Annotated in this window: 20 protein-coding genes; 3 read left to right on the forward strand and 17 right to left on the reverse strand. The window is 40.2% G+C overall.

What is annotated here, in order from left to right; translation table 11 throughout:
* Nucleotides 1-16: 16 nt before the first annotated feature.
* The 10 genes from AC5SLP_RS04495 to AC5SLP_RS04540 all read right to left on the reverse strand — a co-directional run bounded on the left by AC5SLP_RS04495 (nt 17) and on the right by AC5SLP_RS04540 (nt 10,583).
* Nucleotides 17-2,593, reverse strand: a complete 2,577-nt coding sequence (locus AC5SLP_RS04495; RefSeq protein WP_495254142.1) for a response regulator — start codon at nt 2,591-2,593, stop codon at nt 17-19.
* Nucleotides 2,550-4,700, reverse strand: coding sequence for a transporter substrate-binding domain-containing protein (locus AC5SLP_RS04500; RefSeq protein WP_495253952.1), 2,151 nt, complete (start codon nt 4,698-4,700; stop codon nt 2,550-2,552). The genes AC5SLP_RS04495 and AC5SLP_RS04500 overlap by 44 nt, the downstream gene beginning before the upstream one ends.
* Nucleotides 4,701-4,709: 9 nt before the next feature.
* Entirely contained in the window at nt 4,710-5,816 is a 1,107-nt protein-coding gene (locus AC5SLP_RS04505) for an HD domain-containing phosphohydrolase (RefSeq protein ID WP_495253953.1), read from the reverse strand.
* A 100-nt stretch (nt 5,817-5,916) separates the two neighbouring features.
* Nucleotides 5,917-7,341, reverse strand: a complete 1,425-nt coding sequence (locus AC5SLP_RS04510; protein WP_495253954.1) for an FAD-dependent oxidoreductase — start codon at nt 7,339-7,341, stop codon at nt 5,917-5,919.
* The gene (gene hypA, locus AC5SLP_RS04515) at nt 7,328-7,690 is read right to left on the reverse strand and encodes a hydrogenase maturation nickel metallochaperone HypA (protein ID WP_495253955.1); all 363 of its coding nucleotides are present in this window, start codon (nt 7,688-7,690) and stop codon (nt 7,328-7,330) included. The genes AC5SLP_RS04510 and hypA overlap by 14 nt, the downstream gene beginning before the upstream one ends.
* Nucleotides 7,683-8,171, reverse strand: a complete 489-nt coding sequence (locus AC5SLP_RS04520) for a 4Fe-4S dicluster domain-containing protein (protein WP_495253956.1) — start codon at nt 8,169-8,171, stop codon at nt 7,683-7,685. The genes hypA and AC5SLP_RS04520 overlap by 8 nt, the downstream gene beginning before the upstream one ends.
* A 1-nt stretch (nt 8,172) precedes the next feature.
* Nucleotides 8,173-9,261 carry a hydrogenase large subunit gene (locus AC5SLP_RS04525; protein WP_495253957.1) on the reverse strand — a complete coding sequence of 363 codons (1,089 nt, stop codon included), beginning with the start codon at nt 9,259-9,261 and terminating at the stop codon, nt 8,173-8,175.
* Nucleotides 9,254-9,748: an NADH-quinone oxidoreductase subunit C gene (locus tag AC5SLP_RS04530; protein WP_495253958.1), complete on the reverse strand. Its 495-nt coding sequence runs from the start codon at nt 9,746-9,748 to the stop codon at nt 9,254-9,256. The genes AC5SLP_RS04525 and AC5SLP_RS04530 overlap by 8 nt, the downstream gene beginning before the upstream one ends.
* Entirely contained in the window at nt 9,748-10,173 is a 426-nt protein-coding gene (locus AC5SLP_RS04535) for a 4Fe-4S binding protein (RefSeq protein ID WP_495253959.1), read from the reverse strand. The genes AC5SLP_RS04530 and AC5SLP_RS04535 overlap by 1 nt, the downstream gene beginning before the upstream one ends.
* Nucleotides 10,170-10,583 carry an NADH-quinone oxidoreductase subunit B family protein gene (locus AC5SLP_RS04540; RefSeq protein WP_495253960.1) on the reverse strand — a complete coding sequence of 138 codons (414 nt, stop codon included), beginning with the start codon at nt 10,581-10,583 and terminating at the stop codon, nt 10,170-10,172. The genes AC5SLP_RS04535 and AC5SLP_RS04540 overlap by 4 nt, the downstream gene beginning before the upstream one ends.
* Nucleotides 10,584-10,789: 206 nt before the next feature.
* Here AC5SLP_RS04540 and AC5SLP_RS04545 point away from each other — a divergent pair, with 206 nt between their 5' ends.
* Entirely contained in the window at nt 10,790-11,353 is a 564-nt protein-coding gene (locus AC5SLP_RS04545) for an HD domain-containing protein (RefSeq protein WP_495253961.1), read from the forward strand.
* Here AC5SLP_RS04545 and AC5SLP_RS04550 read toward each other — a convergent pair.
* The 4 genes from AC5SLP_RS04550 to AC5SLP_RS04565 all read right to left on the reverse strand — a co-directional run bounded on the left by AC5SLP_RS04550 (nt 11,350) and on the right by AC5SLP_RS04565 (nt 14,494).
* A complete protein-coding gene (locus AC5SLP_RS04550; protein ID WP_495253962.1) occupies nt 11,350-12,123 on the reverse strand; it encodes an NYN domain-containing protein in 774 nt (257 codons plus the stop codon). The two genes, AC5SLP_RS04545 and AC5SLP_RS04550, sit on opposite strands and share 4 nt — an antisense overlap.
* Before the next feature lie 107 nt (nt 12,124-12,230).
* On the reverse strand, nt 12,231-13,451 hold the full coding sequence (locus tag AC5SLP_RS04555; protein ID WP_495253963.1) for an MFS transporter: 1,221 nt from the start codon (nt 13,449-13,451) through the stop codon (nt 12,231-12,233).
* A 26-nt stretch (nt 13,452-13,477) separates the two neighbouring features.
* Nucleotides 13,478-14,053, reverse strand: a complete 576-nt coding sequence (locus AC5SLP_RS04560; RefSeq protein WP_495253964.1) for an isochorismatase family protein — start codon at nt 14,051-14,053, stop codon at nt 13,478-13,480.
* A 9-nt stretch (nt 14,054-14,062) separates the two neighbouring features.
* Nucleotides 14,063-14,494: a MarR family winged helix-turn-helix transcriptional regulator gene (locus tag AC5SLP_RS04565; RefSeq protein WP_495253965.1), complete on the reverse strand. Its 432-nt coding sequence runs from the start codon at nt 14,492-14,494 to the stop codon at nt 14,063-14,065.
* A 311-nt stretch (nt 14,495-14,805) separates the two neighbouring features.
* On the opposite strand from AC5SLP_RS04565, the gene AC5SLP_RS04570 reads away from it, so the two are divergent.
* Nucleotides 14,806-15,369: a LutC/YkgG family protein gene (locus AC5SLP_RS04570; RefSeq protein ID WP_495253966.1), complete on the forward strand. Its 564-nt coding sequence runs from the start codon at nt 14,806-14,808 to the stop codon at nt 15,367-15,369.
* Nucleotides 15,366-17,492 (forward strand): L-lactate dehydrogenase (quinone) large subunit LdhH, encoded by a 2,127-nt coding sequence (gene ldhH, locus AC5SLP_RS04575; RefSeq protein WP_495253967.1) that lies wholly within the window; start codon nt 15,366-15,368, stop codon nt 17,490-17,492. The genes AC5SLP_RS04570 and ldhH overlap by 4 nt, the downstream gene beginning before the upstream one ends.
* Nucleotides 17,493-17,540: 48 nt before the next feature.
* Here ldhH and AC5SLP_RS04580 read toward each other — a convergent pair whose 3' ends face one another.
* The 3 genes from AC5SLP_RS04580 to AC5SLP_RS04590 form a co-directional block, all read right to left on the reverse strand.
* The gene (locus AC5SLP_RS04580) at nt 17,541-18,308 is read right to left on the reverse strand and encodes a HincII family type II restriction endonuclease (protein ID WP_495253968.1); all 768 of its coding nucleotides are present in this window, start codon (nt 18,306-18,308) and stop codon (nt 17,541-17,543) included.
* Complete coding sequence (locus AC5SLP_RS04585; protein ID WP_495253969.1) at nt 18,283-19,890, reverse strand: Eco57I restriction-modification methylase domain-containing protein; 1,608 nt, start codon at nt 19,888-19,890, stop codon at nt 18,283-18,285. Before AC5SLP_RS04585 ends, AC5SLP_RS04580 begins: the two co-directional genes overlap by 26 nt.
* A 132-nt stretch (nt 19,891-20,022) precedes the next feature.
* Nucleotides 20,023-20,496, reverse strand: coding sequence for an FKBP-type peptidyl-prolyl cis-trans isomerase (locus AC5SLP_RS04590; RefSeq protein ID WP_495253970.1), 474 nt, complete (start codon nt 20,494-20,496; stop codon nt 20,023-20,025).
* Nucleotides 20,497-20,622: the final 126 nt, after the last annotated feature.

Here is a 20,622-nt window from a genome sequence, read left to right on the forward strand (position 1 = left end):
GTAAAAGCGCTCTCAATCAAGACAGTATGGTCTTTTCCACCATCTCTACCATCTTTCTAGCTTCGTCATAATTGAAATTATGGATTTGTTGTTGCAAAGCTAAAATCTCCTGCTCATCGATAACGGTTTTGAGTTGTGGCACCAATGCTTCAAAAAAATCGGTTGCATCTGGGTCTAAATCTTTGAGCATCTCTTTGAGCGTATGGCATTGTTCTAACAGTTCTTGTGTGGTGGGGGCGTATTGTAATGCATCATTTACCAAAGGCTCGGAAGATGAAACCATACATTTTTCCATGATATTCTGACATATTTGATGTACCAAGAGATTGGTCTCATCAAACAGAGTGTCGCAGTTTTGAACATCGTGTTCGACCAAATAGTGTTCTAACTGCTCAGCCTTGGCAACCAGCATATGTGCGCCAATATTACCCGCTAATCCTTTTAAAGTATGCGCTTCTCGTATAGCAATGGTAAAATCTTTATCTTTGAGTGCTTGTGTGATGCGCTCTATGACCGTCTCTTGCGTTTGTGCAAAACGGATGAGGAGTTTTAAAAACATCTTTGTATTATTGCCCATGCGAGAGAGTGCCTCTTTTTGGTCGATACCCAATAGTTCAGGAATACTCACCTCTTCATTTTCTTCGTGTGTTGGAGGAAGGGCGGAGGGCGTTGTGTCCGGAAAAGAGGGTTTGATGTATCTTGCCATCGTTAAAAAGAGTTGCGCTATATCGATGGGTTTGGTGATATGGTCATTCATACCGCTAATCAGACAACGCTCTTTATCACCACTCATCGCATTGGCCGTCATTGCTAAAATCGGCAAAGAACGATTTTTTATATCTTGGCGAATGGTGCGCGTTGCTTCAAAACCATCCATGACGGGCATTTGGCAATCCATCAAAACGCCATCATAGTGTTTTTCTCTGATTTTGAGAACGGCTTCATACCCGTTATTGGCAATATCAACGTATAGCCCCACTTTTTCTAAAATTTCAACGGCCATCTCTTGGTTAATGAGATTGTCCTCTACTAAGAGAATTGAAGCTCCTTTGAGGCTATTTAAGGCCTCTTCATAAACAATTTTTTTATCTTGTTTGCGCGAACGAATGACAATATCTTTGCCCAAGGTGCTGAGAATGGTGTTTAGAAGTGTTGATGGATTAATCGGCTTGATGAGAATATCTTTGATGTGATTGTCTTCAAGTTCTTGTTTGAGCTCTTCTTTGCTGTACGATGTAATCATAATAAACGCTAGCGTTTCAGAAATATCAGAAATTTCTCTAATTTTTTGGATGGTTTCAATACCATTCATCTCTGGCATCATCCAATCCATAAGCACTAAACCATACGGTTTTTGATTGCGGTAAGCTGTTTGTAAAAACGTGATGGCTTCAGCACCGCTACTGACGGTATCGACTTCAAATTTAAAAGATGTGAGAATATTTTCTAAAATAAGGCGAGAACTTTGATTGTCATCGACGATTAAAATACGAAGATTGCGAATATCTTTGTCACTAAGTTTGATATGTTTTTGCTCTTTTTGAAGGCCGAAGGTTGCATCAAAATAGAAAGTACTTCCTTTGCCTATATCACTTTTAACACCAATAGTACCTTGCATCATCTCCACTAAATGTTTGCTAATAGCCAACCCAAGACCTGAACCGCCATATTTACGTGTGGTAGAGAGGTCGGCTTGGCTGAAAGCTTGAAATAATTTTTCTTGCTCGTTCGTACTCATGCCAATACCGGTGTCGCTGATTTCAAAGGCTAGCGTGACATGCGTATCGCTTTGTTTTTGGAGATGAATTGCGATTTTGATTTCACCTTTGGTTGTAAATTTGATAGCATTATTGACCAAGTTAATTAGAACTTGTCCCAAACGAAGCGGGTCACCCTTAAGTGCCGTTGGCACATTGATACCAATATCAAAAAGAACTTCCAACCCTTTTTCTTGCGCTTTCACAACACAAAGGTCGCTGAGTTGCTCCATAACATCTTCAAGGTAAAAATCAATGGTCTCAAAACCCATTTTCCCCGACTCGATTTTTGAAAAATCAAGAATATCGTTGATGATATGCAACAGATGTTTCGCTGCGTTATCAATTTTTTCTAAGTAGTTATGTTGTTTTGTGTCCAAAGATGTTTGAAGCATTAAATGCGACATACCGATGATGGCATTCATCGGTGTTCTGATTTCATGGCTCATATTGGCTAAGAAGTTACTTTTGGTTTTGGCCGCATTTTCAGCTGCTATTTTGGCTTTTTTAATCTCTTCAATGGCAGCTTTTTCAAACGTAATATCTTCGATAACGCCCACAACGCCCTTGTCATGCCCCGGGTCAATCTCTTTAAGGGTGATGCGTGTCCAAAAAAGCGTTCCATCTTTACGCTTAACAATCTGTTCGCGCGATTGAATGCCATTCACACGAAGTGCTTCGTATACGGGCGTGCCACCTGCAATCCAATCGGCTTCGTCTTTATACCAAATTCGCGTATATTGACCTATTTGCTCACCTTGTTCGTATCCAAACATCGCATTGAGGTGATGGTTACAGTTTAAAATTTGGCGGTTTTTGAGTAAAAATATTCCCACAGAAGCGGTATCGAAAATAGCTTGTTGTTCTTGGTTGAGTTGTGCTAATGCTTGCGTTCTCTCTTGGACAAGCTGTTCTAATTTTGTACTGAGCTCTTCGAGGGCTATTTGTGCTGTGACATCGCGCATAATGGAAATATATCCCGTAACATTGATTGACATCTCTGTCTTGTTCAACCACGCTATCAACCCAATAAATATCTCCATTCTTTTTGGTATTTTTGATGCGTCCTTGCCATGTATGACCTTGCGTGATTGTATCCCATAGATTTTTGTAGAGACTATCGGGATTGTTAGGGTTAAGTACGCGATGCTTACGACTGATTAACGCCTCGCGTTTGTAGCCGCTAATGGCGCACAAAGCATCACTGACATAGGTGATATTGCCTTCTAAGTCTGTTTTAGAAGCGATAATATATGTATCGAATGTTTTGAGTAAGGTTAAAAATTGTGCTGTTTTTTGAGTGACTTTTCGTTTAAGAAGGTAATTCCAGTAAAATAAAATAATAAGTAGCGCTATAAAAATACCGGCGATTTCCAACAAAAAAGTATAATCTGTCTTAGGTTTGAGGGTGATGTTTTCCCAACGGTAAAGTCCATCATTATGCGCGAGATTTATCTCATGTTGGTGCATTTCAAAAAATTTTTTCACAACGCTTGCAAAAAGAGGCCATTCCTTGGGCACACTTAAACACAGTTGCAAAGTATAGCCCGTGTTGCCGACAATTTGAAGATTGTTCATATTGATATCATTGAGTTTATGAGACGCTAATGCCAAAGAGCTGAGCATAAAGGCATATTTGCCAGAAGCCACGCCTTCAAAGGCGCTTTGCATGTCTTTGACACTCACATAGTGAATATGCGGATACTGTTCACGAATCATTTTAGCATACGGGTAGTTATCAATAATGGCGACTTTTTCATTTTGTAAAAGTCCAAGATTTGCAATAAAACGGTTATCGTGCTGTTTTTTCCCAACAATAATAATAGGACTTTTGATATCGGTATCAATTTGCTGATGCGTCGCATCAAAGGTATGGTCATCTTTAAAACTGGTAAACACGTCTACTTGATGATTTTTGATTTTGGTTTCAAGTTCGTGCAGTGTAATACTAGGTTGTTTATCAAAATGAATCCCAGCTTTTTTTTCAATGCCGTAGAGATGCTCCGACATAATGCCCAAATAGGTACCATCGTGCTTAAATGCTTCATACGGTAAGTAGTCAAGGCGTCCACCGTAGCGAATTACAGGATGGTCATGTAGCCACTGTTTTTCTTCTGGTGTTAAGTGAAGCGTACTTAAAGAAGCATCAGCATTGGTTTGCAAAAGCCATCGGCTTTTAATGGCGGTTTGCTCTTGTGCCGTGATGGCTTGCAGTCCTTTGTTCAGAATGTCTCGCAAAATAGGCTGATTCGGTGTTGTCGCAAAATAGAGCTGACTGCTGATATCTTTATTTAAAGCATCAAAAGGTTCTATTTCTAAATTTGGCAGTGCTTCTTCCATCACGATATAACTAATTGCCCCTAGACTACTGATGAGTGCGTCTGCTTTATCAAAACTAACGGCATGGAGAGCCTCTTTTAGGTCATTGACTTCAATCGGCTCTATTGAAGGTACATCTTTAAGCAATGTTTCTGAAAGACCATGCCCTTTAATTAACGCGACGCGCTTGTGCTCCAAGTCGCGAAGTGTTGCGATTTGAAGTCCTTTACGCATCGCAATTGCATTGGCATTTTCATAAAATGGCTGTGTAAAAAGAGCAAATTTTTCACGTTCAGCTGTTTTATAAACATTGTGAACTACATCAATATTGCGTACTTTAAAGCGCTCAAATAGCTCGCTCCATGGTGCATGAACATATTGAATATTCAAACCGACTTTATGGGCAACCAGTTCTATATAATCAATGCCCAAGCCTTGTGCTTTTCCCTCTTTGGTAAAATCAAACGGTGCCCAAGCAGGGTCATTGGCAACACTAATAGTCGGATGATTTTCAATCCATTGCTCTTCTTCGGGGGAAAGTGGAATAAACGCGTGTGTAGCAAAAAGCGTGGTCGGTAAGAGCCAGATGCAAAAGAATAAAAGAGCTGTTTTGAATCGTCTCATATACCAATCCTATGAAGCAAATTGCATTGCTATGGCTTGAAATTCGGGTTGTAACACCATAAAAGCATCAATAATATCGGGATCAAAGTGGGTACCACGCCCTTCTAACATAATGCTAACGGCTTCTTGATGCGGAATTTTATCTTTATAAACGCGACGGTTAATCAGCGCATCATAGACATCGGCAACGGCCATCAATCGCCCGGAAATTGGAATCTCTTCGCCACGTAATCCTTGTGGATAACCTGTACCGTCCCATTTTTCATGGTGAGTGTAGGCGATTTCTTTTGCAATTTTTAAAAAATCAACTTCGCTTGCGAGTTGCTCTTCGGCTTTACGAATGGCTTTATACCCTAAGAGCGCATGTGTTTTCATGATCTCAAATTCTTCAGGGGTCAGTTTGCCTTTTTTAAGCAAAATGGCATCAGGAATACCAATCTTGCCAATGTCATGCAAAGGAGCAGAGCGAAACAGCGTTTCCACCATGGCATCGGTTAAAAAGGAGCTAAACCTAGGATGGCGTTGCAGGTGTTTTGCTAAGAGTTTGACATAATATTGTGTGCGGGTAATGTGATTGCCTGTATCGGTATCGCGTGTTTCTGCTAAAGAGGTCATGGTGAGAATGGTTACAATTTGAATCGCTGAAACTTCTTGCGTACGACGTTTGACTTCATCTTCTAAAAAGGTATTGCGGTCACGTAAGAATTCAGCCATCGCTTTATTTTGAAGTTGTGTTTTGATGCGCGCTAAAAGAATAGGTGGAGAAATAGGCTTGGTGATGTAATCTACCGCTCCTAGTTCTAGTCCTATTTTTTCATCTTCAGGAGAGCTCATCGCTGTTAGAAAAATGACAGGAATAAAGCGAGTGGTTTGATCGGCTTTGAGACGAGAAATGACGTCATAGCCCGAAATACCAGGCATCATAATATCTAAAAGAATCAAATCGGGCAGGGTATTGTCGTGGATATAAGAGAGACCCTTTTCACCGGAGTTCGTTACTTTAACACGGTAAAAAGGTTTGAGAAGATTTGCAATAAGCGTTAGATTGTCTGCTGTATCGTCAATCACTAAAATCGTTGGCTTTTCATGTAATTCATACGCTGAAGAGGTTTGCATCCCTGCTCCTTAGATACTATTTCTAATAGTATTGTATGGTGTATCTGTTACATTCGTGTTGTATGAACACAAAGTACCAAAAAAAAGCTTTGAAAGAGTTTTACATGTAAAAATAAGTTTCTTGCGGAACTCCTAATCGTTTTGCAATGGCAAAGGCGGCAGTTCTTCCATCAAGTGCGGCGCGCACTACCAAATCAGCCCCTCTAACCACATCGCCTCCCGCGTAAACATTGGGGTGACTTGTCTCTTGGTTTTCATCCACGACAATAGTGTTAGATTTACCCACATTGAGTGCTAAGGCGTCATAAAAATCAAACCGTTTGGCGGCAAATCCAAGGGCTAAAACAATGCTATCGGCTTTAAGCGTTGTGAGCTGAGTCTCATCAGTCTGCAATTTTCCTTCATCATTGATGTACGTTCGCGCAATTTCAATGCCTGTGACATGATGGTTTTCGTCCACCAATGCTTTTTTAGGAAGACTGTGGAACATAAATTCTACGCCTTCTTCTTTCGCGTTAATGACTTCCGCACGACTACCTGGCATACTGGCTTCGTCCCTTCGATACACACACGTGACACGTTTTGCTTTATGTCTGATTGCCGTTCGAAGCGCATCCATCGCAGAATCGCCTCCACCAATCACGATGACCTCTTTGTCTTTAAAAATAGATTGGTGAAATTCATGTTTAAAGAGCTCTTTTTGTGTTTCTGCAAGGATTTCCATCACTTGATGAACCCCTCTGGCATCTTCATTTTCCATTCCTGCACTTCTACCAACAGGCGCACCCATGCCTAAAAAAATGGCATCAAAGTTACCAAGAAGCTCTGCGATACTAATATCCGTGCCCACTTCGGTATTGTAATGTACGTGAAGCCCTGCTTGTTTCATCCATTCTAGACGACGCAAAATAACATGTTTGGGCAGTTTGAAGTTAGGAATGCCATAGGTTAAAAGACCACCCACATAACTCTCTTTCTCAAAAATTTCAACACCGATGTTGGCTCTGAGTAAAAAAGTTGCACAACTCAAACTTGCAGGGCCACTTCCCACAATCGCTACTTTATGTTTGCGGGCTTGATTATTGCCATAGTAGGGAATGGAGCCATTTTCATAGGCTTTTTCATTCAAAAATACTTCGATATTGCCAATAGAGATAGCATGATAGTCCGTTTTTTCTAGGGTACATGAACTTTCGCATAGTCCCTTTTTAGGGCACACACGTCCTAAGATTTCAGGGAAAGGTGAACGCGCATTGGAGAGTTCAAACGCTCCTACGGTATCGTCTTCATAGGTCTTTTTAAGCCATCGTGGGATGTTGTTGCTTAAAGGACATCCTGTGCGACAAAATTTAAATTCACTTTGAAGTCCACGCAATAAATCAATCGGACATTGTAAACAACGGCTGGCTTGTGCTTTGGCTTCCGTGTCTGAAAAGTTATAGTAAATAGGGTGAAAATCCTCGATGCGTTCTATGGCATTACGTTTGCTAGGATAGGCTTTGGCTATACTTTTATATCGTCTCATGGGTATCCTCAATAATCTCAATACTTTTTACATGTAATTCTTGTCCGCTGATCATCGTTACATCATCGCTGTGGCAAAGCGGGCAGACAAAATTGTTTTCGACAACCGTACTGTGCTGATGGCACTGATGGCATTCTAAAACGACATCAAGTACGTTGATTGTCAATACGGCATCCTTACAGATGGTTGTCTCTTTAAAGACGTCAAAACACTGCTCTAAAAAATGAATCTCAATGCCACTGAGTCTTCCGACATCGAGTTCAACCGATTTGATGGCTTTGGCATGGTTTTTTTCCGCTTCTTTTTCACACACATCAATTAACGATGAGACAATGGAATATTCATGCATGTAAACTCTTTTCTTTTTCAGCCATTTTTGCTTTAAAGGTATCGTAATCGACTATGGAGATGGCATCGGTGGTACAGACGCGAATGCACGAAGGACCTTCGGGATGGTCAAGGCAAAGATTACATTTTTGAGCAAATACGCGTCCTTCATGTTCGACGAGCTTGATTGCACCAAAAGGACAAACCATCATACACATTTTGCATCCGATACAGATTTTCTCATTCAGTTGTATCGTGTCTCTATCAAAACGCAACGCCCCTACGGGACAGAGCTTGACACAAGAAGGGTCTTCACAATGCATGCATTGAATTGGCGCGGTTTTTGTATCTACTTTGACAACACGGTTTCGTGAAACGAGTGGCAATTTGGTCGTGTATGCCTCTTCAAAACTGATCTTGGCATTTGCCGCCGCACAGGCTAATTCGCAACTCAAACAACCGATACATTTTTTCGTATCTGCTACAATTAATTTATGACTCATTTTAACGCTCGCTGCATGAGATACAAGGATCGATGCTATTAAAGATAAGCGCAACATCATCAATGCTATTGCCCGGCATCATCACTTTAAGTGCTTCCCAGTTCATATAACTTGGTACACGCCACTTCATTCGCTCAGGTTTTGTGCTGCCGTTGGTTTTGAGATAATAGACCAACTCTCCTCGGGGTGCTTCTGTGCGTGAAACCGCTTCACCCTCTGGAACAGCCGTACGATTAGGAAGTGCAATGTCGCCTTTGGGTAAGTTATCAAAAGCTTGTACCAAAAGTTTCATGGATTCGAGTATTTCATATAAACGCACCAATGCGCGACTCAAAACATCACCGTCTTGTTTTAAAATCACATCAAAAGAGAGCTTTGCGTAAGCGGCATAAGGGGCGCGTTTGCGCACATCGTTATTGACGCCACTGGCACGTGCCACAGGTCCAACAACGCCCAACTTTAATGCTTCTTCATGGCTGAGAACGCCCACACCTTTCAGATGTGCGCTAATGCTCTCATCATTTTCAAAGCGCTCAATAAATGCCTCAATTTTAGGTTTACTTTTCGTAAGCGTTTCAAGCACAAAAGCGATAGTTGCTTCATCGAGGTCGTATTTAACGCCACCGATGGTATTGGCACTTAAATCCATACGATTGCCCCAAATGCGCTCTTTAATATCTTGGAAATCTTCACGGGTTTCTAAAAAGGCTTGCATTAAAGGGGTATTGTGAATGAGGTGTGAGAGCATACCCAGATTGAAGAGGTGACTGGCAATGCGTTTGATCTCATCGGCAACAACACGAAGGTATTTGCTACGTTCGGGTATAGTGATATCTGCTATTTTTTCGACAGCCATACAGTACGTAAAGGGGTGATTGTTGGAACAAAGCCCACACACTTTTTCAGTGATGATAAGGTTTTGAAGAAAATTTTTATGCAAGACAATGGATTCCATGCCACGGTGGACAAACCCATTAATCATATCGACACTTTGGATGGTCTTGCCGTCTTTTGCAGGTTCGATTTTAAAATAAACAGGCTCTTCGAGTGCCACATCAAAAGGGCCTAAAATGACTTTCGTATTATCCATGACGTACCTCTTGGGATGCTTTTACTTTATTCCAAAGCTCTTCAGAGACTTTGCCGCTCATGGCGGTTGAGAGTGAAAAATACTCTTTCACGACGCTCTCTTTAATGGATTCATCTAAAAAAAGACGTTTGGGATTAGGATGATTGAGAAGCGCTATGCCATAAAGTTCACTCATCTCCCGCTCGGTCCAATCCGCACTTTTAAAAAAAGGCGTGATGGAAGGAACACTCTTATCGGTAATCGCAAGTTTGAGATTAAGCATGATGCCATTTAAATCAAAATGATAGACAATTTCATGCGCATCTTCTTTGGTGTAACACGTTATCATACAGACACGGGCATTCATCGTTTCTAAAATTTCACTGAGTTGTAGGAGCGTCTCTTTTTCATCTATTTCTGCCCAAAGGCTCTCTTTTAATACATTAAAAGAACATGGAATATGCAGTGCTTGCGTGATTTCATTGAGTTTTACATGTAATGCTTTCATTAAAAGGCTCGCTTGCTAAAAGTTTGGTTGGCGCGACACGTGGGACACAGGTTAAAGAGTGCACGCAGTTCAGGAGTGCATGTATTAAAGCCTTTTTGAATTACGCTATCAGGGATAACAATCATCGAAGCATTGCAGTTTGAACACTTTTGATACGCCACTTCTTTCGAGGTTGTGGTTGTGTATTTATCGCCTTGAAGATTAATAGGTGCGGTATCTTGTGCCGAATAGATGGCTTTTGTAGGACAAAAATAGGTGCAGTTACCACATAACGTACAGCTATTTTGCCAGATAATAAACGAAAAATGCGTTGCATCTTTGGCTTCAATATTAATAGCTCCAGCAGGGCAGACATACTGGCATGTACGGCATAAAATACACTCATCCTCATGCAGTAAGATTTTGGTTTTGGTATGATTAATCATGCATTTTGCCTCGCTTTTAGCATCTCACAGGCTTGAATCAACCCTTCAACGATGGATGCTGGTGCTGGAGGACACCCTGGAATATTGACATCGACAGTAACAAAACGGTCCAGCGGACCTTCGATAGAGTAACTATCACGAAATACACCGCAACTAATCGGGCAGATGCCAAGAGCAATAATGATTTTATTTTCGGGTAAGCGTTTGAGCATCGCTTCCAAAAAGGGTTTTGAACGCGTGGTGATGGAGCCGGTAACAATAACAATCTGAGCATCTTCTGGAACATTGGTATAGGTGCAATGTAAACTTTCAAAGCCAAACTTTGGTACAAGGACACTGGCAAGAAGCTCGACATCACAACCGTTACATGAACCCGTATTGATGCGGTAAACATTGATAGGATTTACCATACAATCTCTTTCAGCTAAGCAGCCGCACTTAGCTATTTTTAGTAAAATATCTTAATTTTAATATTAAAGACTTTTTTAAAGTAGCGTATTTTAGCACAATAAAATTGAATTTTCCACGCTGTGATGAAATATTTTAGGCATCATTTTCTCTTTTTCTCCCTCGTAAAAAGATACAATATTCTATTTTTACATGTAAAGGATAAATAATGCCAAATAGAGAAGAGGCGTTTGCATTGCTTAAAGCGTATAACGGACCTGCTTTAGTGACGCATGGACTTGCCGTGGAAGGTGCTATGCGCTATTTTGGAGAAAAAGCGGGTGAAGATGCCAATACATGGGGCATCGTAGGGTTGTTGCATGATTTAGACTATGAAAAATACCCAGAACAACATTGCCATAAAAGTAAAGAAATCTTAGAAGAGAAAGGCTATCCCGAAGAGATTATTCGTGCGATTATGTCACACGGATGGGGTATCTGTACCGATGTTGAGCCACTCACAAAAATGGAACAAACGCTCTATGCTATTGATGAACTTACCGGTCTTATCACGGCATGTGCATTGGTTCGCCCCAGTCGTTCGGTAATGGACTTAGAGCTTTCGTCTGCAAAGAAGAAGTTCAAAGACAAAGGCTTTGCCGCAGGAGCGAGCAGAGAAGTGATGCTTAAGGGTGCAGAAATGCTTGGCGTGAGCATCGATGAATTGATTGTTGATGTCATTGCTTCCATGCGTGCTATTGCTCCAAGTCTAGGGTTGGAGCTTAAAAACTAACGGCGCCTTTTAGGGGCACTTTTTTTAAGAGTAGGGCGATAATCAACAATGGTTGTCGTTCCTTTTCCCGGATAGCGTTTCATCTCAAAATGCTCACTTAATTTAGCAAGCAGTGAAGTGATTTTACTAGCACCATACGTGCGTGGGTCAAAGTCAGGTGACTGTCGTTTGATGTACGCCCCCGCAGCCGATACACTTGCCCATCCCTCATCATCTTGGGTCTTTTCCCAACCGACATGTAAAAGTTTTACTAACTCTTTAAGGCTATCATCATCCGATGTTTTAGAGGGTTTTAGCTCAGGAATATCTTCTAGGACTTCGGTGTTAAAAATAAGGTTTTCTGTAAAAATAAAATCATCGCAGGCATTACGAAAAGAGATAGGTGTCTTATGCTCACCAAACCCGAACACGTAAATTTCCGACTCTTTAAGGCGAGAGGCAAGTTTGGTAAAGTCACTATCGCTTGAAACCAGTGCGAATGCATCAAATTTTTGCGTATAGAGTAAATCCATTGCGTCAATAATCATCGAAGCATCGGTTGAATTTTTTCCGGTGGTATAGGCAAATTGTTGAATCGGCTGAATGGCGAGTTCATTGAGGCTCTCTTTCCAGTTTTTAAGATAACTGCTCGACCAGTCACCATACGCACGTTTGACAATGATATGTCCGTGGGTCGAAAGTTCGGCTAAGATAAATTCGAGTTTGCTTTGTTGGGCATTATCAGCATCTATCAAAACAACGATGCGTTTTTCTTCATTGATATTTTTCATCGTAGTGCCTTTAGGAAGTAATAGAAGGATTATAGCCTAGTTAGCGTAAGAGAGAGGCTTTTTACATGTAAAGATACGCAAACCTTCTCTGGCATCTTAAATGCGTATCATGATGCTTCATTCAAAGCGACTTTCCAAAGATAAGGCGCAAAGACTGCGATGATAAGAAGCGCGATGCCTCCTTGCAGTAAAAGCGTTGCAGAAGCGCCAAGGTAATGCGAGATGGTTCCCACCAAAAGCGCACCAATGGGTTGCATACCAAAAAAAGCCATCGCAAAATAGCTAATGATACGTCCTCGCATCTCACTAGAAGAGGTGGTTTGAAGAAGTGTGTTGATAATCGTCGAGTGAAGCATCATCCCACAGCCTGCGATGCTTGAGAACATCAGTGCCAGAAAAAGCGTGTGTGTATAGGATAATAAGAGTAATCCCGTGGCAAGCGCAGTTGTTGCTAGAACCAGTACCTTTCGAAGATTAATACTTGTCTTAAGCGATGCCAGCAACATAGCGCCGCAAAAAGCACCGATACCAACAGAGCTATTGAGGTAACCATACGTTACGGCACTGCCTCCTAGCGTCTCTTTTGCAATAATCGGCATGAGCGTGATAAAAGGAAGAACCGTTAAACTGACGAGGGCAAGCAAGAGTAACAGCATCCCTAAAGAGGGAGATTGTTTTAAATAGTGCAACCCATCTTTAAGCTCTTCGAGCATTTTTTTCGTATGCATTTGTGGAATATACGCAGGCAATTTGAGCAATAACAAAGAGCCTATGACGGCTACAAAGCTAAAGGCATTGAGCATAAAACAAATTTTAGCACCCCAAACTTCTAGGATAAATCCTGAAATGGCAGGACCAATGAGGCGAGCAAGATTGACCATGGATGAATTTAGAGCGATGGCATTGCCCACATCTTCTTTACGTTCCACCATTAAATGCACCAAGGATTGGCGGGCGGGAACATCAAATGCGTTAATGATTCCTAGAAGAATGCTTAAAACTAAAATTTCATTGACCGAATAGTCGGTAAATCCAATCACAATGGTAAGCAGTACCGCTTGAATCATGGAAGCAATTTGGGTGGCTAAAAGCACTTTATAACGGTTATAGCGATCCGCGATAGTTCCTCCGACCAATGAAAGCAAAAAAGAGGGAAATTGCGCCGCAAAAGCGACAAGTCCTAGCATAAAGGCGGAGTGTGTTTGCATATACACGACCCAAAAAATAGCCGTTTTTTGCATCCATGTTCCCATAAGCGAAACGGATTGTCCTGCAAAAAAGAGTCGATAATTTCGACTTTTGAAAGCTTTAAAGGTATTAAGGTTCATATTAATGTATCTTTTGAATTATGAATTTAATGGCGATAAGATAATTTTTCAATAATTTCAGCACTGCTTCCAATCTCGCCAATTCGCGGGAAAATAGTGTGAATGCTGTGCTGATGCGCTTCTAACAACGAATCGCTCATCGCATCAATGGCAAAGCTAATGTTATAGCCAAGTTCACTGGCAGCACGTGCTGTTCCTTCCACCCCAATACTGGTAGCAATTCCCGCTAAAACAATGCCTGTGATATTTTGCTTTTGAAGCGTCTCGTGTAGGGTGGTATTGAAAAAGGCATTCCATGTGTGTTTAGTGATAAAAATATCACTCGGTTTGGCGTGAATTTCATCGACAATTTTTGTAAAATCAGCACTTAGAGATGAGGTCGTCTTTTGTGCAGTGCCTTCTTTGCGTGATTTCGTCCATGCGGCATTGGTTGGATCAACATTGATAATGACAATGGGGAGTGTTGCCATATGAAATGCATCAATGAGACTGTTCACTTTTGCCAGTAGCGTCTCTTTTGGATGAATGCGTGGCACATTCACAATACCTTGTTGCATATCTATGACAATGAGTGCCGTACGTGTATTAAGGGCTGTTATCATACTGTATCCTTAGCTTTGTTGGTCTATGAGTTTGTGCAAAATAGGTAATGCTTGCTCTAAGAGTGAAATTTCTTGTTCATTTAAAAGGGCTTCAATACTGCTTTTTAGCCATTCGCTTTTGTCTTTTTTCATCTTGGCTACCATTTGCGTACCATAGTCGGTCAGTGAAATATAGATTTTACGTTTATCTTTAGAACAGGGCTTTCGTTGAATCAGTCGGTCATGTTCGAGCTTATGGAGTATTTGTGACATCGACTGGGTTTTGACACGGGTTAATGTTGCAAGTTGCGAAGGCAATAAAGAAGGGTTTCGTGAGAGATGCCCAATCGTTTCTAGCTCCGTCATAGAATAGATGCTCACTAAAGAGATATGTTTGCGCAGCTCCTTATGCAGTGCTGTGATACTTCTTTGCAACGTTGAAGAGAGCTCCAAGCTATCCATAAGTGCTCCTTTTTATTCGTAAAACTTGTAAGTTTAACTTATAAAATTATAACGCTATTACGATAACAAAGTCAAGCCAGCGTAAAGCGCATCGGTTTCTTTTTTTTAAAAATATCACGAACATCAAAAGAGGTGTAGGATAAAGTAAAGCGTCTTTGAACAATTATTCATTATTTGCATAATCTCATACAATCGTCATTTTCATGCGATAGAATATTTACGTATCCATCTTAGATATTATAATTTATATTTATTTAAGTTTTATCTTTACATGTAAAAAAGATTAGCTCATATTAAAAGGAGACGTACCTATGTTTGAAAATTTTAAAGCAAGAGCTGAGGCATCGGGTAATACTGAAGTCAAGCGTTTTGCAACAACCACTGAGGCGCTTGGTTTTATTGAAGCGTTTCTTGAAAAAGAAGAGATAAAAGACGAAACCGGATCGTACGCTATTTGGGCGAAAAGTCCCATATTAGAACACTTTGACCATCAAGCGATGGCAGAAAAATTTTCAGGTCTTCATTTTGAAGTCAATCGTGAACTCGCCAAAGGTGCAAAAGTGGGAATCACCCAGTTAAAATGGGGCTTAGCGGAGACAGGCAGTATGGCACAAGACTCTACCGATGTGGAACAACGTCTTGCTTCTGCATTGGCATGGATTCATGTGGCGATTCTTCCTACGTCCAAGATTATTGCAGATATTCCAGCGCTCATGACCAAAATGCACCCAAAAGATGACAAATACATTACGCTCATTACGGGTGCGAGTAAAACAGCAGATATCGAGCGCGTACTTGCCGTGGGCGTTCATGGACCGGAGCGACTCGTTATAGTGTGTGTCGATGATTTAGAATTAGAAGGAGCAGCATCATGAAAGCAGATATGTCAGCATCTATCCACAAAGCCCTAGAAAATCAAAATTTGGCGGGTATTTTAGATAGGTGGAATTATCCAGCAACCAGAGCTAAAGCGTTTGAGGGCGTTGATTTTGAGGCTCTGCGAACCAAAATTGCAGACATTAAAGGCGATGCCGCAGGTCATCTTGATGAACTCGCTCAGACCTTTAAGAAAAATGCTGAAGCCAATGGTATCAAAGTTTTTATTGCTAAAAGTGCGGAAGAAGCACGACAATACATTGCAGACTTGTGCAAAGAAAAAGATGTCAAAAAAATCGTCAAATCAAAATCGATGGCAACCGAAGAGATTCATCTCAACCATTTTCTAGATGAGTTTGGCATCCAATCGGATGAAACGGATTTAGGTGAGTGGATTTGCCAGCTCGCGCACCAAACGCCTTCACACATGGTTATGCCAGCACTTCACCTTACAAAAGAAGAGATTTCAGACTTATTTGCCGAAGAGACCAAACAACCTTTGGATAACGACATTCAAAAACTGGTTAAAGTGGCACGAAAAGCGATTCGTGAGAAATTCTTTGAAGCCGATATGGGTATCTCAGGAGCAAACATCGCCATAGCAGAGACAGGCTCTATCGTTATTTGTACCAATGAGGGAAATGCGCGTCTTGTTACAACGCTTCCAAAAATTCACGTTGCGCTAGTGGGGTTGGAAAAACTGGTTCCTAACTATACCGATGCCGCACCTATTTTAGCAGCTCTTCCACGTAATGCAACCAGTCAGCTTCTCACCAGTTATGCTTCGTTTATCTCAGCACCGACACTTAATGATGATGGCGAGATGAAAGAGGTGCATATCGTTTTGATGGATAATAACCGCACGAAAATGGCAGAAGACCCCAAATTTAAAGAAGCGCTTCAGTGTATCCGCTGTGCGGCGTGTTTGAACGTCTGTCCGGTGTACCGTTTGGTCACGGGTCACGTGTTTGGTGACATCTATACCGGTGGTATCGGTACGATTTTAACGGCATGGTTCAATGAACTCAAATCCGCTGAAGAGGTACAAGCACTCTGTATCGGATGCGATAAATGTAAAGAGATATGTGCCGCGAAGATTGATATTCCTGGACTCATCCTTGAAATTCGCCGTCGTGCCGCAAAAAAAGAGGGGTTACCGTTTATCTACAAAAGTGCGCTTCAAGTCATCAATAACCGTAAGGTGTTCCATACGATGTTGCGTGCTGCTTCTGTGGTTCAAAAACCGTTTGTCAAAGAGGGCTTTATCCGCCATCTTCCGATGTTCCTCTCAGGTTTGTCAGAGTATCGAAGCTTGCCGTCTGTTGCTGCGGTTCCATTTCGTGACATTTTCAAAACCATCGAACAACCTAAATGTGAACAAAAAGCCTCTTTTTATGCAGGATGCGCGCTTGATTTTGTCTACCCAGACGCAGGTGTGGCGATTGTGAAGATTTTGAACAAAGCGGGCATTGAAGTGCTTTTCCCTGAAGCGCAATCGTGCTGTGGTATTCCTCACTGGGGAAGTGGGTCATTTGATATGGCAGCTGACGCGGCAGAGCGAAACATTCTACCTCTTTTAGAAGGTGATCCTGATTACGTTGTGGTGAGCTGTGCGAGCTGTACTACCGCTTTGAAAAAAGAGTGGGCAAAAATATTGAAAGAGCAACATCGAGAATCCCTTATTCCACAAGCGAACAAAGTGGCTGAGAAAACCTATATGTTTACGGAGTTGGTCGATAAGCTCATTAAAGAAAAAAGACTTACACCAAAAGAGGGCATGGAGCTTCATACGCTCACCTACCACGATTCATGTCACGCAAAACGCCATGTGGGTGTTTTCAAAGAGCCTCGCTCTGCGCTAAGCGCAACGGGATATGAAATCAAAGAGATGAATGAGTGCGATACCTGCTGTGGCATGGGTGGCTCTTACACCATTAAACAACCTGAAATATCAATGCAAATGCTTAAACGAAAATTGCAAAACATTGAAGAAACAGGTGCAGAATTTGTCTCTGCGGAGTGCCCGGGCTGTTTGATTCAGCTAAAAGGCGGTCTTGATAAATCAGGCTCTAAAGTAAAAGCAGTGCATCCTGCGGAATTAATGGTCGATAAGTTCAAATAAGCAAGTCTGTAAGGAGGATTTCCTCCTTACAGACCACTCAATATTCTATTATTTGATATATTTTTCAAATGGTTTCACAAATCTTTCAATCATATCATCAGCTCTTTTTTTAGCTTGAGCGACAAAATGCTTTAAGTAAGTTTTTGCCCATTGTTTCATGTCGCCCGTAAAACTTTGTTCTAGGTCACATACATGAAATTGAACTTGCATTGCAGCTGCCCAGTTAATGTATAAATTTTCAGGATTTGATTTAAAAAGATTGGCATTAAAGGCATTTTTACAGACTAATTTATCATCTTCTAAAACCCAGTTAATTTCAAAATAATTAATAGTAAAAGTATCAAATTCCTCATTGTCTAGCATCTTAGCACATAATTGAGCTAACTTATAAGCAGAGATGATATTAGGTGATTGAGCAGATTTTGAGACATTGCGAGTTTTGATATCGATAATTTCGTATTTACCATCTTTCACGACTAAGATATCCGCAGTATCGTTTTGTTTTTCTTCAAATGGGTTTTCAATGCTCCATTTATCGGTGGCATCTTTCCCTCTGCTTAATAAAAATAAGACAGTAGGCGAATTAAAAAGCTTTTCTCTCTCTACTCTTGAAGTTGCATCAAGATGCTTGGTAAATAAGAAATTTAGATACTCATATTGTCTAAATGTATGCGTTGGAAATGCTTTTTTTATCTCAGCGTAAGCGTGTTTATCAAAAGGCTCTCCTGCCGAATGTCCCGATAGCGTTCCTGAGAGCGGTTTGGGAACGCTACACCCTATGATTTTTTCTTTAAGCTCTTCGTAATTCACAAACATCGTTTTCTCCATTTATCATAAACAAATCGTCTATGGCTTTATTCAACTCATTAAGGATATATTCTTTTTTTGTCTTCAAATAGTTCTTGGTTAAAGAAACGATTTGATGGTGTATATTTGCTTCATTTTCATTATTAAAATTAATTCTTCTAAAAGGAATACTTGCAATTGGCTTTTCTGAAAACTCCACAATAGAGCCTTTAACAACACCGTTAAACCGTAGCCAGTCAAAGACATACCGACTATTGAGTAAAGCTAAAATATACAACAAACTCTCTTGGACACCCTCTTTTTTGCAAAGCGCCGTCACATCTTGCGTCGGAAATATTCCCTCTTCAATGTATGAAAAACGAAAGTAGTTTTTATTGGAAATTCTTTCTTTACACGGGACAAAGATTTTAGGACTTTTCCGATTGAATAAGTGATAATTTCTCAAAAAAACCCATTCCCAATAGGGTATGTCTCGATTATATCGGTATCTCTTATCTAATTGTTTTATATAAGGAAATAAATGTTGATAATAATTCGGACATTTTTCCTTGAATTCGTCTTCACTGATGGGTTCATTGATAAAAATATAGCGTGTTGTATTGGTATGAAAATACGGAGAAAGATTTTTGGCCTTCATGACACGTATAGAATAATCTAACTCTTCTTTGGTTAAAGGTGTGACATTTTCTGCTTGAAACGCTTTATCCAGCCCACTGACCATTCCATTCCCAATATCGCAAACATCACCGATAGTGCAGAGCTTTTCAGTAGAAAATAGATTGGTTGTATCATATTTTTTACATTGATATTCAAAAAGATTTAATTCATCTATCACGTCTTTTGAAGCTAAAATCCAGTTTTTATCGATTTGAAATTGTGGGACTAAGATATAGTCAGTATTGTCTTGGTGTTCCCAATATCTTAACTTATAAAGAATGCTATCGGTCAGTTTTTTGTTTGAGTAATATTTTGCGACTTGAATAGTTTTAGGTGCGAGTTTCTTAGATTTTCGGTATTTAAAAACCATGGTAGATACGGTAGCTTTTTCAAATATGGGTGTTTCATTAAAGTGATATATCGCTTCAAAAAAGCCATGTTGCATCATATAATTACGCATTTTTGTTGAATGCATTGTATTAAGCCAGTATTCGGGGGTAATGAAAATCAGCTCACCGCCTTCTTTAAGAAGTTCGATAGATTTAATAATAAAAATATTTGAATAATCGCAAAGTGCATTGCAATATTTGTCCCATACATCACTTTTACCCAGTTCATCTTTGAGGTCTTGTTCCAAATTTTTCCAGCGAATATAGGGTGGATTGCCGATAATTAAGTCAAATTTTTCATCTATTTTTGCAGAAATGAAGCTATGATTTAAAACATTTCTAGGATGTTTTATAATCTTTTTATCAATTTCGTAAGCTAAATAATTTGTATAGCCCTGTTTGTCAAAAAGCTCTAAAAAAACGCCCTCTCCACAACAGGGCTCTAAAATCCTTGATTGAAAATCGATAGTCGATAAAGAAAGCATAAATTGGGCAATCTCTTTTGGTGTCATATATTGCCCAAATTTATTTTTGACATTAGCCATTAATCAGACCTAAAAAAATAAAGTCATCCATAGTATACAAACACCCTCACAATTAATTTAATTTTAAGACTTTATCATTTTTCCACAAAACAGGAGCTTAGTTTGATAGCTTGTTCTTTTACATGTAACGGGTTATCTTGCGTGTTCTTCTTTAATCTCTTTTGCTGTTGCTTTACGAATGTCTAATACTTTGGCATTAAAAATGACATCAATACCTGCAAGAGGGTGATTTCCATCAAGAGTGACGTTATCTTTTGTAATCTCTTTGATAGTATATGAAATTTTTTGATCTTCGAGTGCATCATCTTCATCTTCAATAATCTCGACAAATTGCTCTCCGACAAAGATTTGATCATCAAATTCGCCACGCTCTTCAATGCTTACTAAAGATTCATCGTATTCACCAAAGGACTCTTTTGGAGTCAGTTGCACGGTAATGCTATCGCCTACGGCTTTATTTTCAAGTTCTTTTTCGATTTTAGCGAAGATGTCATTATAGCCACCGTGAAGGTAAATAAGCGGATCAGCGCCTGAATCAAGCAGATTTTTAGCAGTATCGGTGATGGTGTATTCAAGTGTTACAACACAATCTTTAGAGATTTTCATAAGGTTTCCTTTGGCAATTTGTAATAAGCGCATTGTAGTGAAGTTTTCTTCAAAAGCCAATTATATCCGTACGGTTTTTACATGTAAAAGGTGCAATATTTTTGATGCGTGATAAAAAAATACATG

It is taken from the genome of Sulfurospirillum sp. E15m (assembly GCF_059415145.1).

Excerpts from the sequence above, each read along its gene's own strand:
- AC5SLP_RS04500 (WP_495253952.1), bottom strand. The coding sequence starts at position 4,700 with ATGAGACGATTCAAAACAGCTCTTTTATTCTTTTGCATCTGGCTCTTA.
- AC5SLP_RS04505 (WP_495253953.1), bottom strand. The coding sequence starts at position 5,816 with ATGCAAACCTCTTCAGCGTATGAATTACATGAAAAGCCAACGATTTTA.
- AC5SLP_RS04510 (WP_495253954.1), bottom strand. The coding sequence starts at position 7,341 with ATGAGACGATATAAAAGTATAGCCAAAGCCTATCCTAGCAAACGTAAT.
- hypA (WP_495253955.1), bottom strand. The coding sequence starts at position 7,690 with ATGCATGAATATTCCATTGTCTCATCGTTAATTGATGTGTGTGAAAAA.
- AC5SLP_RS04520 (WP_495253956.1), bottom strand. The coding sequence starts at position 8,171 with ATGAGTCATAAATTAATTGTAGCAGATACGAAAAAATGTATCGGTTGT.
- AC5SLP_RS04525 (WP_495253957.1), bottom strand. The coding sequence starts at position 9,261 with ATGGATAATACGAAAGTCATTTTAGGCCCTTTTGATGTGGCACTCGAA.
- AC5SLP_RS04530 (WP_495253958.1), bottom strand. The coding sequence starts at position 9,748 with ATGAAAGCATTACATGTAAAACTCAATGAAATCACGCAAGCACTGCAT.
- AC5SLP_RS04535 (WP_495253959.1), bottom strand. The coding sequence starts at position 10,173 with ATGATTAATCATACCAAAACCAAAATCTTACTGCATGAGGATGAGTGT.
- AC5SLP_RS04540 (WP_495253960.1), bottom strand. The coding sequence starts at position 10,583 with ATGGTAAATCCTATCAATGTTTACCGCATCAATACGGGTTCATGTAAC.
- AC5SLP_RS04545 (WP_495253961.1), top strand. The coding sequence starts at position 10,790 with ATGCCAAATAGAGAAGAGGCGTTTGCATTGCTTAAAGCGTATAACGGA.
- AC5SLP_RS04550 (WP_495253962.1), bottom strand. The coding sequence starts at position 12,123 with ATGAAAAATATCAATGAAGAAAAACGCATCGTTGTTTTGATAGATGCT.
- AC5SLP_RS04555 (WP_495253963.1), bottom strand. The coding sequence starts at position 13,451 with ATGAACCTTAATACCTTTAAAGCTTTCAAAAGTCGAAATTATCGACTC.
- AC5SLP_RS04560 (WP_495253964.1), bottom strand. The coding sequence starts at position 14,053 with ATGATAACAGCCCTTAATACACGTACGGCACTCATTGTCATAGATATG.
- AC5SLP_RS04565 (WP_495253965.1), bottom strand. The coding sequence starts at position 14,494 with ATGGATAGCTTGGAGCTCTCTTCAACGTTGCAAAGAAGTATCACAGCA.
- AC5SLP_RS04570 (WP_495253966.1), top strand. The coding sequence starts at position 14,806 with ATGTTTGAAAATTTTAAAGCAAGAGCTGAGGCATCGGGTAATACTGAA.
- ldhH (WP_495253967.1), top strand. The coding sequence starts at position 15,366 with ATGAAAGCAGATATGTCAGCATCTATCCACAAAGCCCTAGAAAATCAA.
- AC5SLP_RS04580 (WP_495253968.1), bottom strand. The coding sequence starts at position 18,308 with ATGTTTGTGAATTACGAAGAGCTTAAAGAAAAAATCATAGGGTGTAGC.
- AC5SLP_RS04585 (WP_495253969.1), bottom strand. The coding sequence starts at position 19,890 with ATGGCTAATGTCAAAAATAAATTTGGGCAATATATGACACCAAAAGAG.
- AC5SLP_RS04590 (WP_495253970.1), bottom strand. The coding sequence starts at position 20,496 with ATGAAAATCTCTAAAGATTGTGTTGTAACACTTGAATACACCATCACC.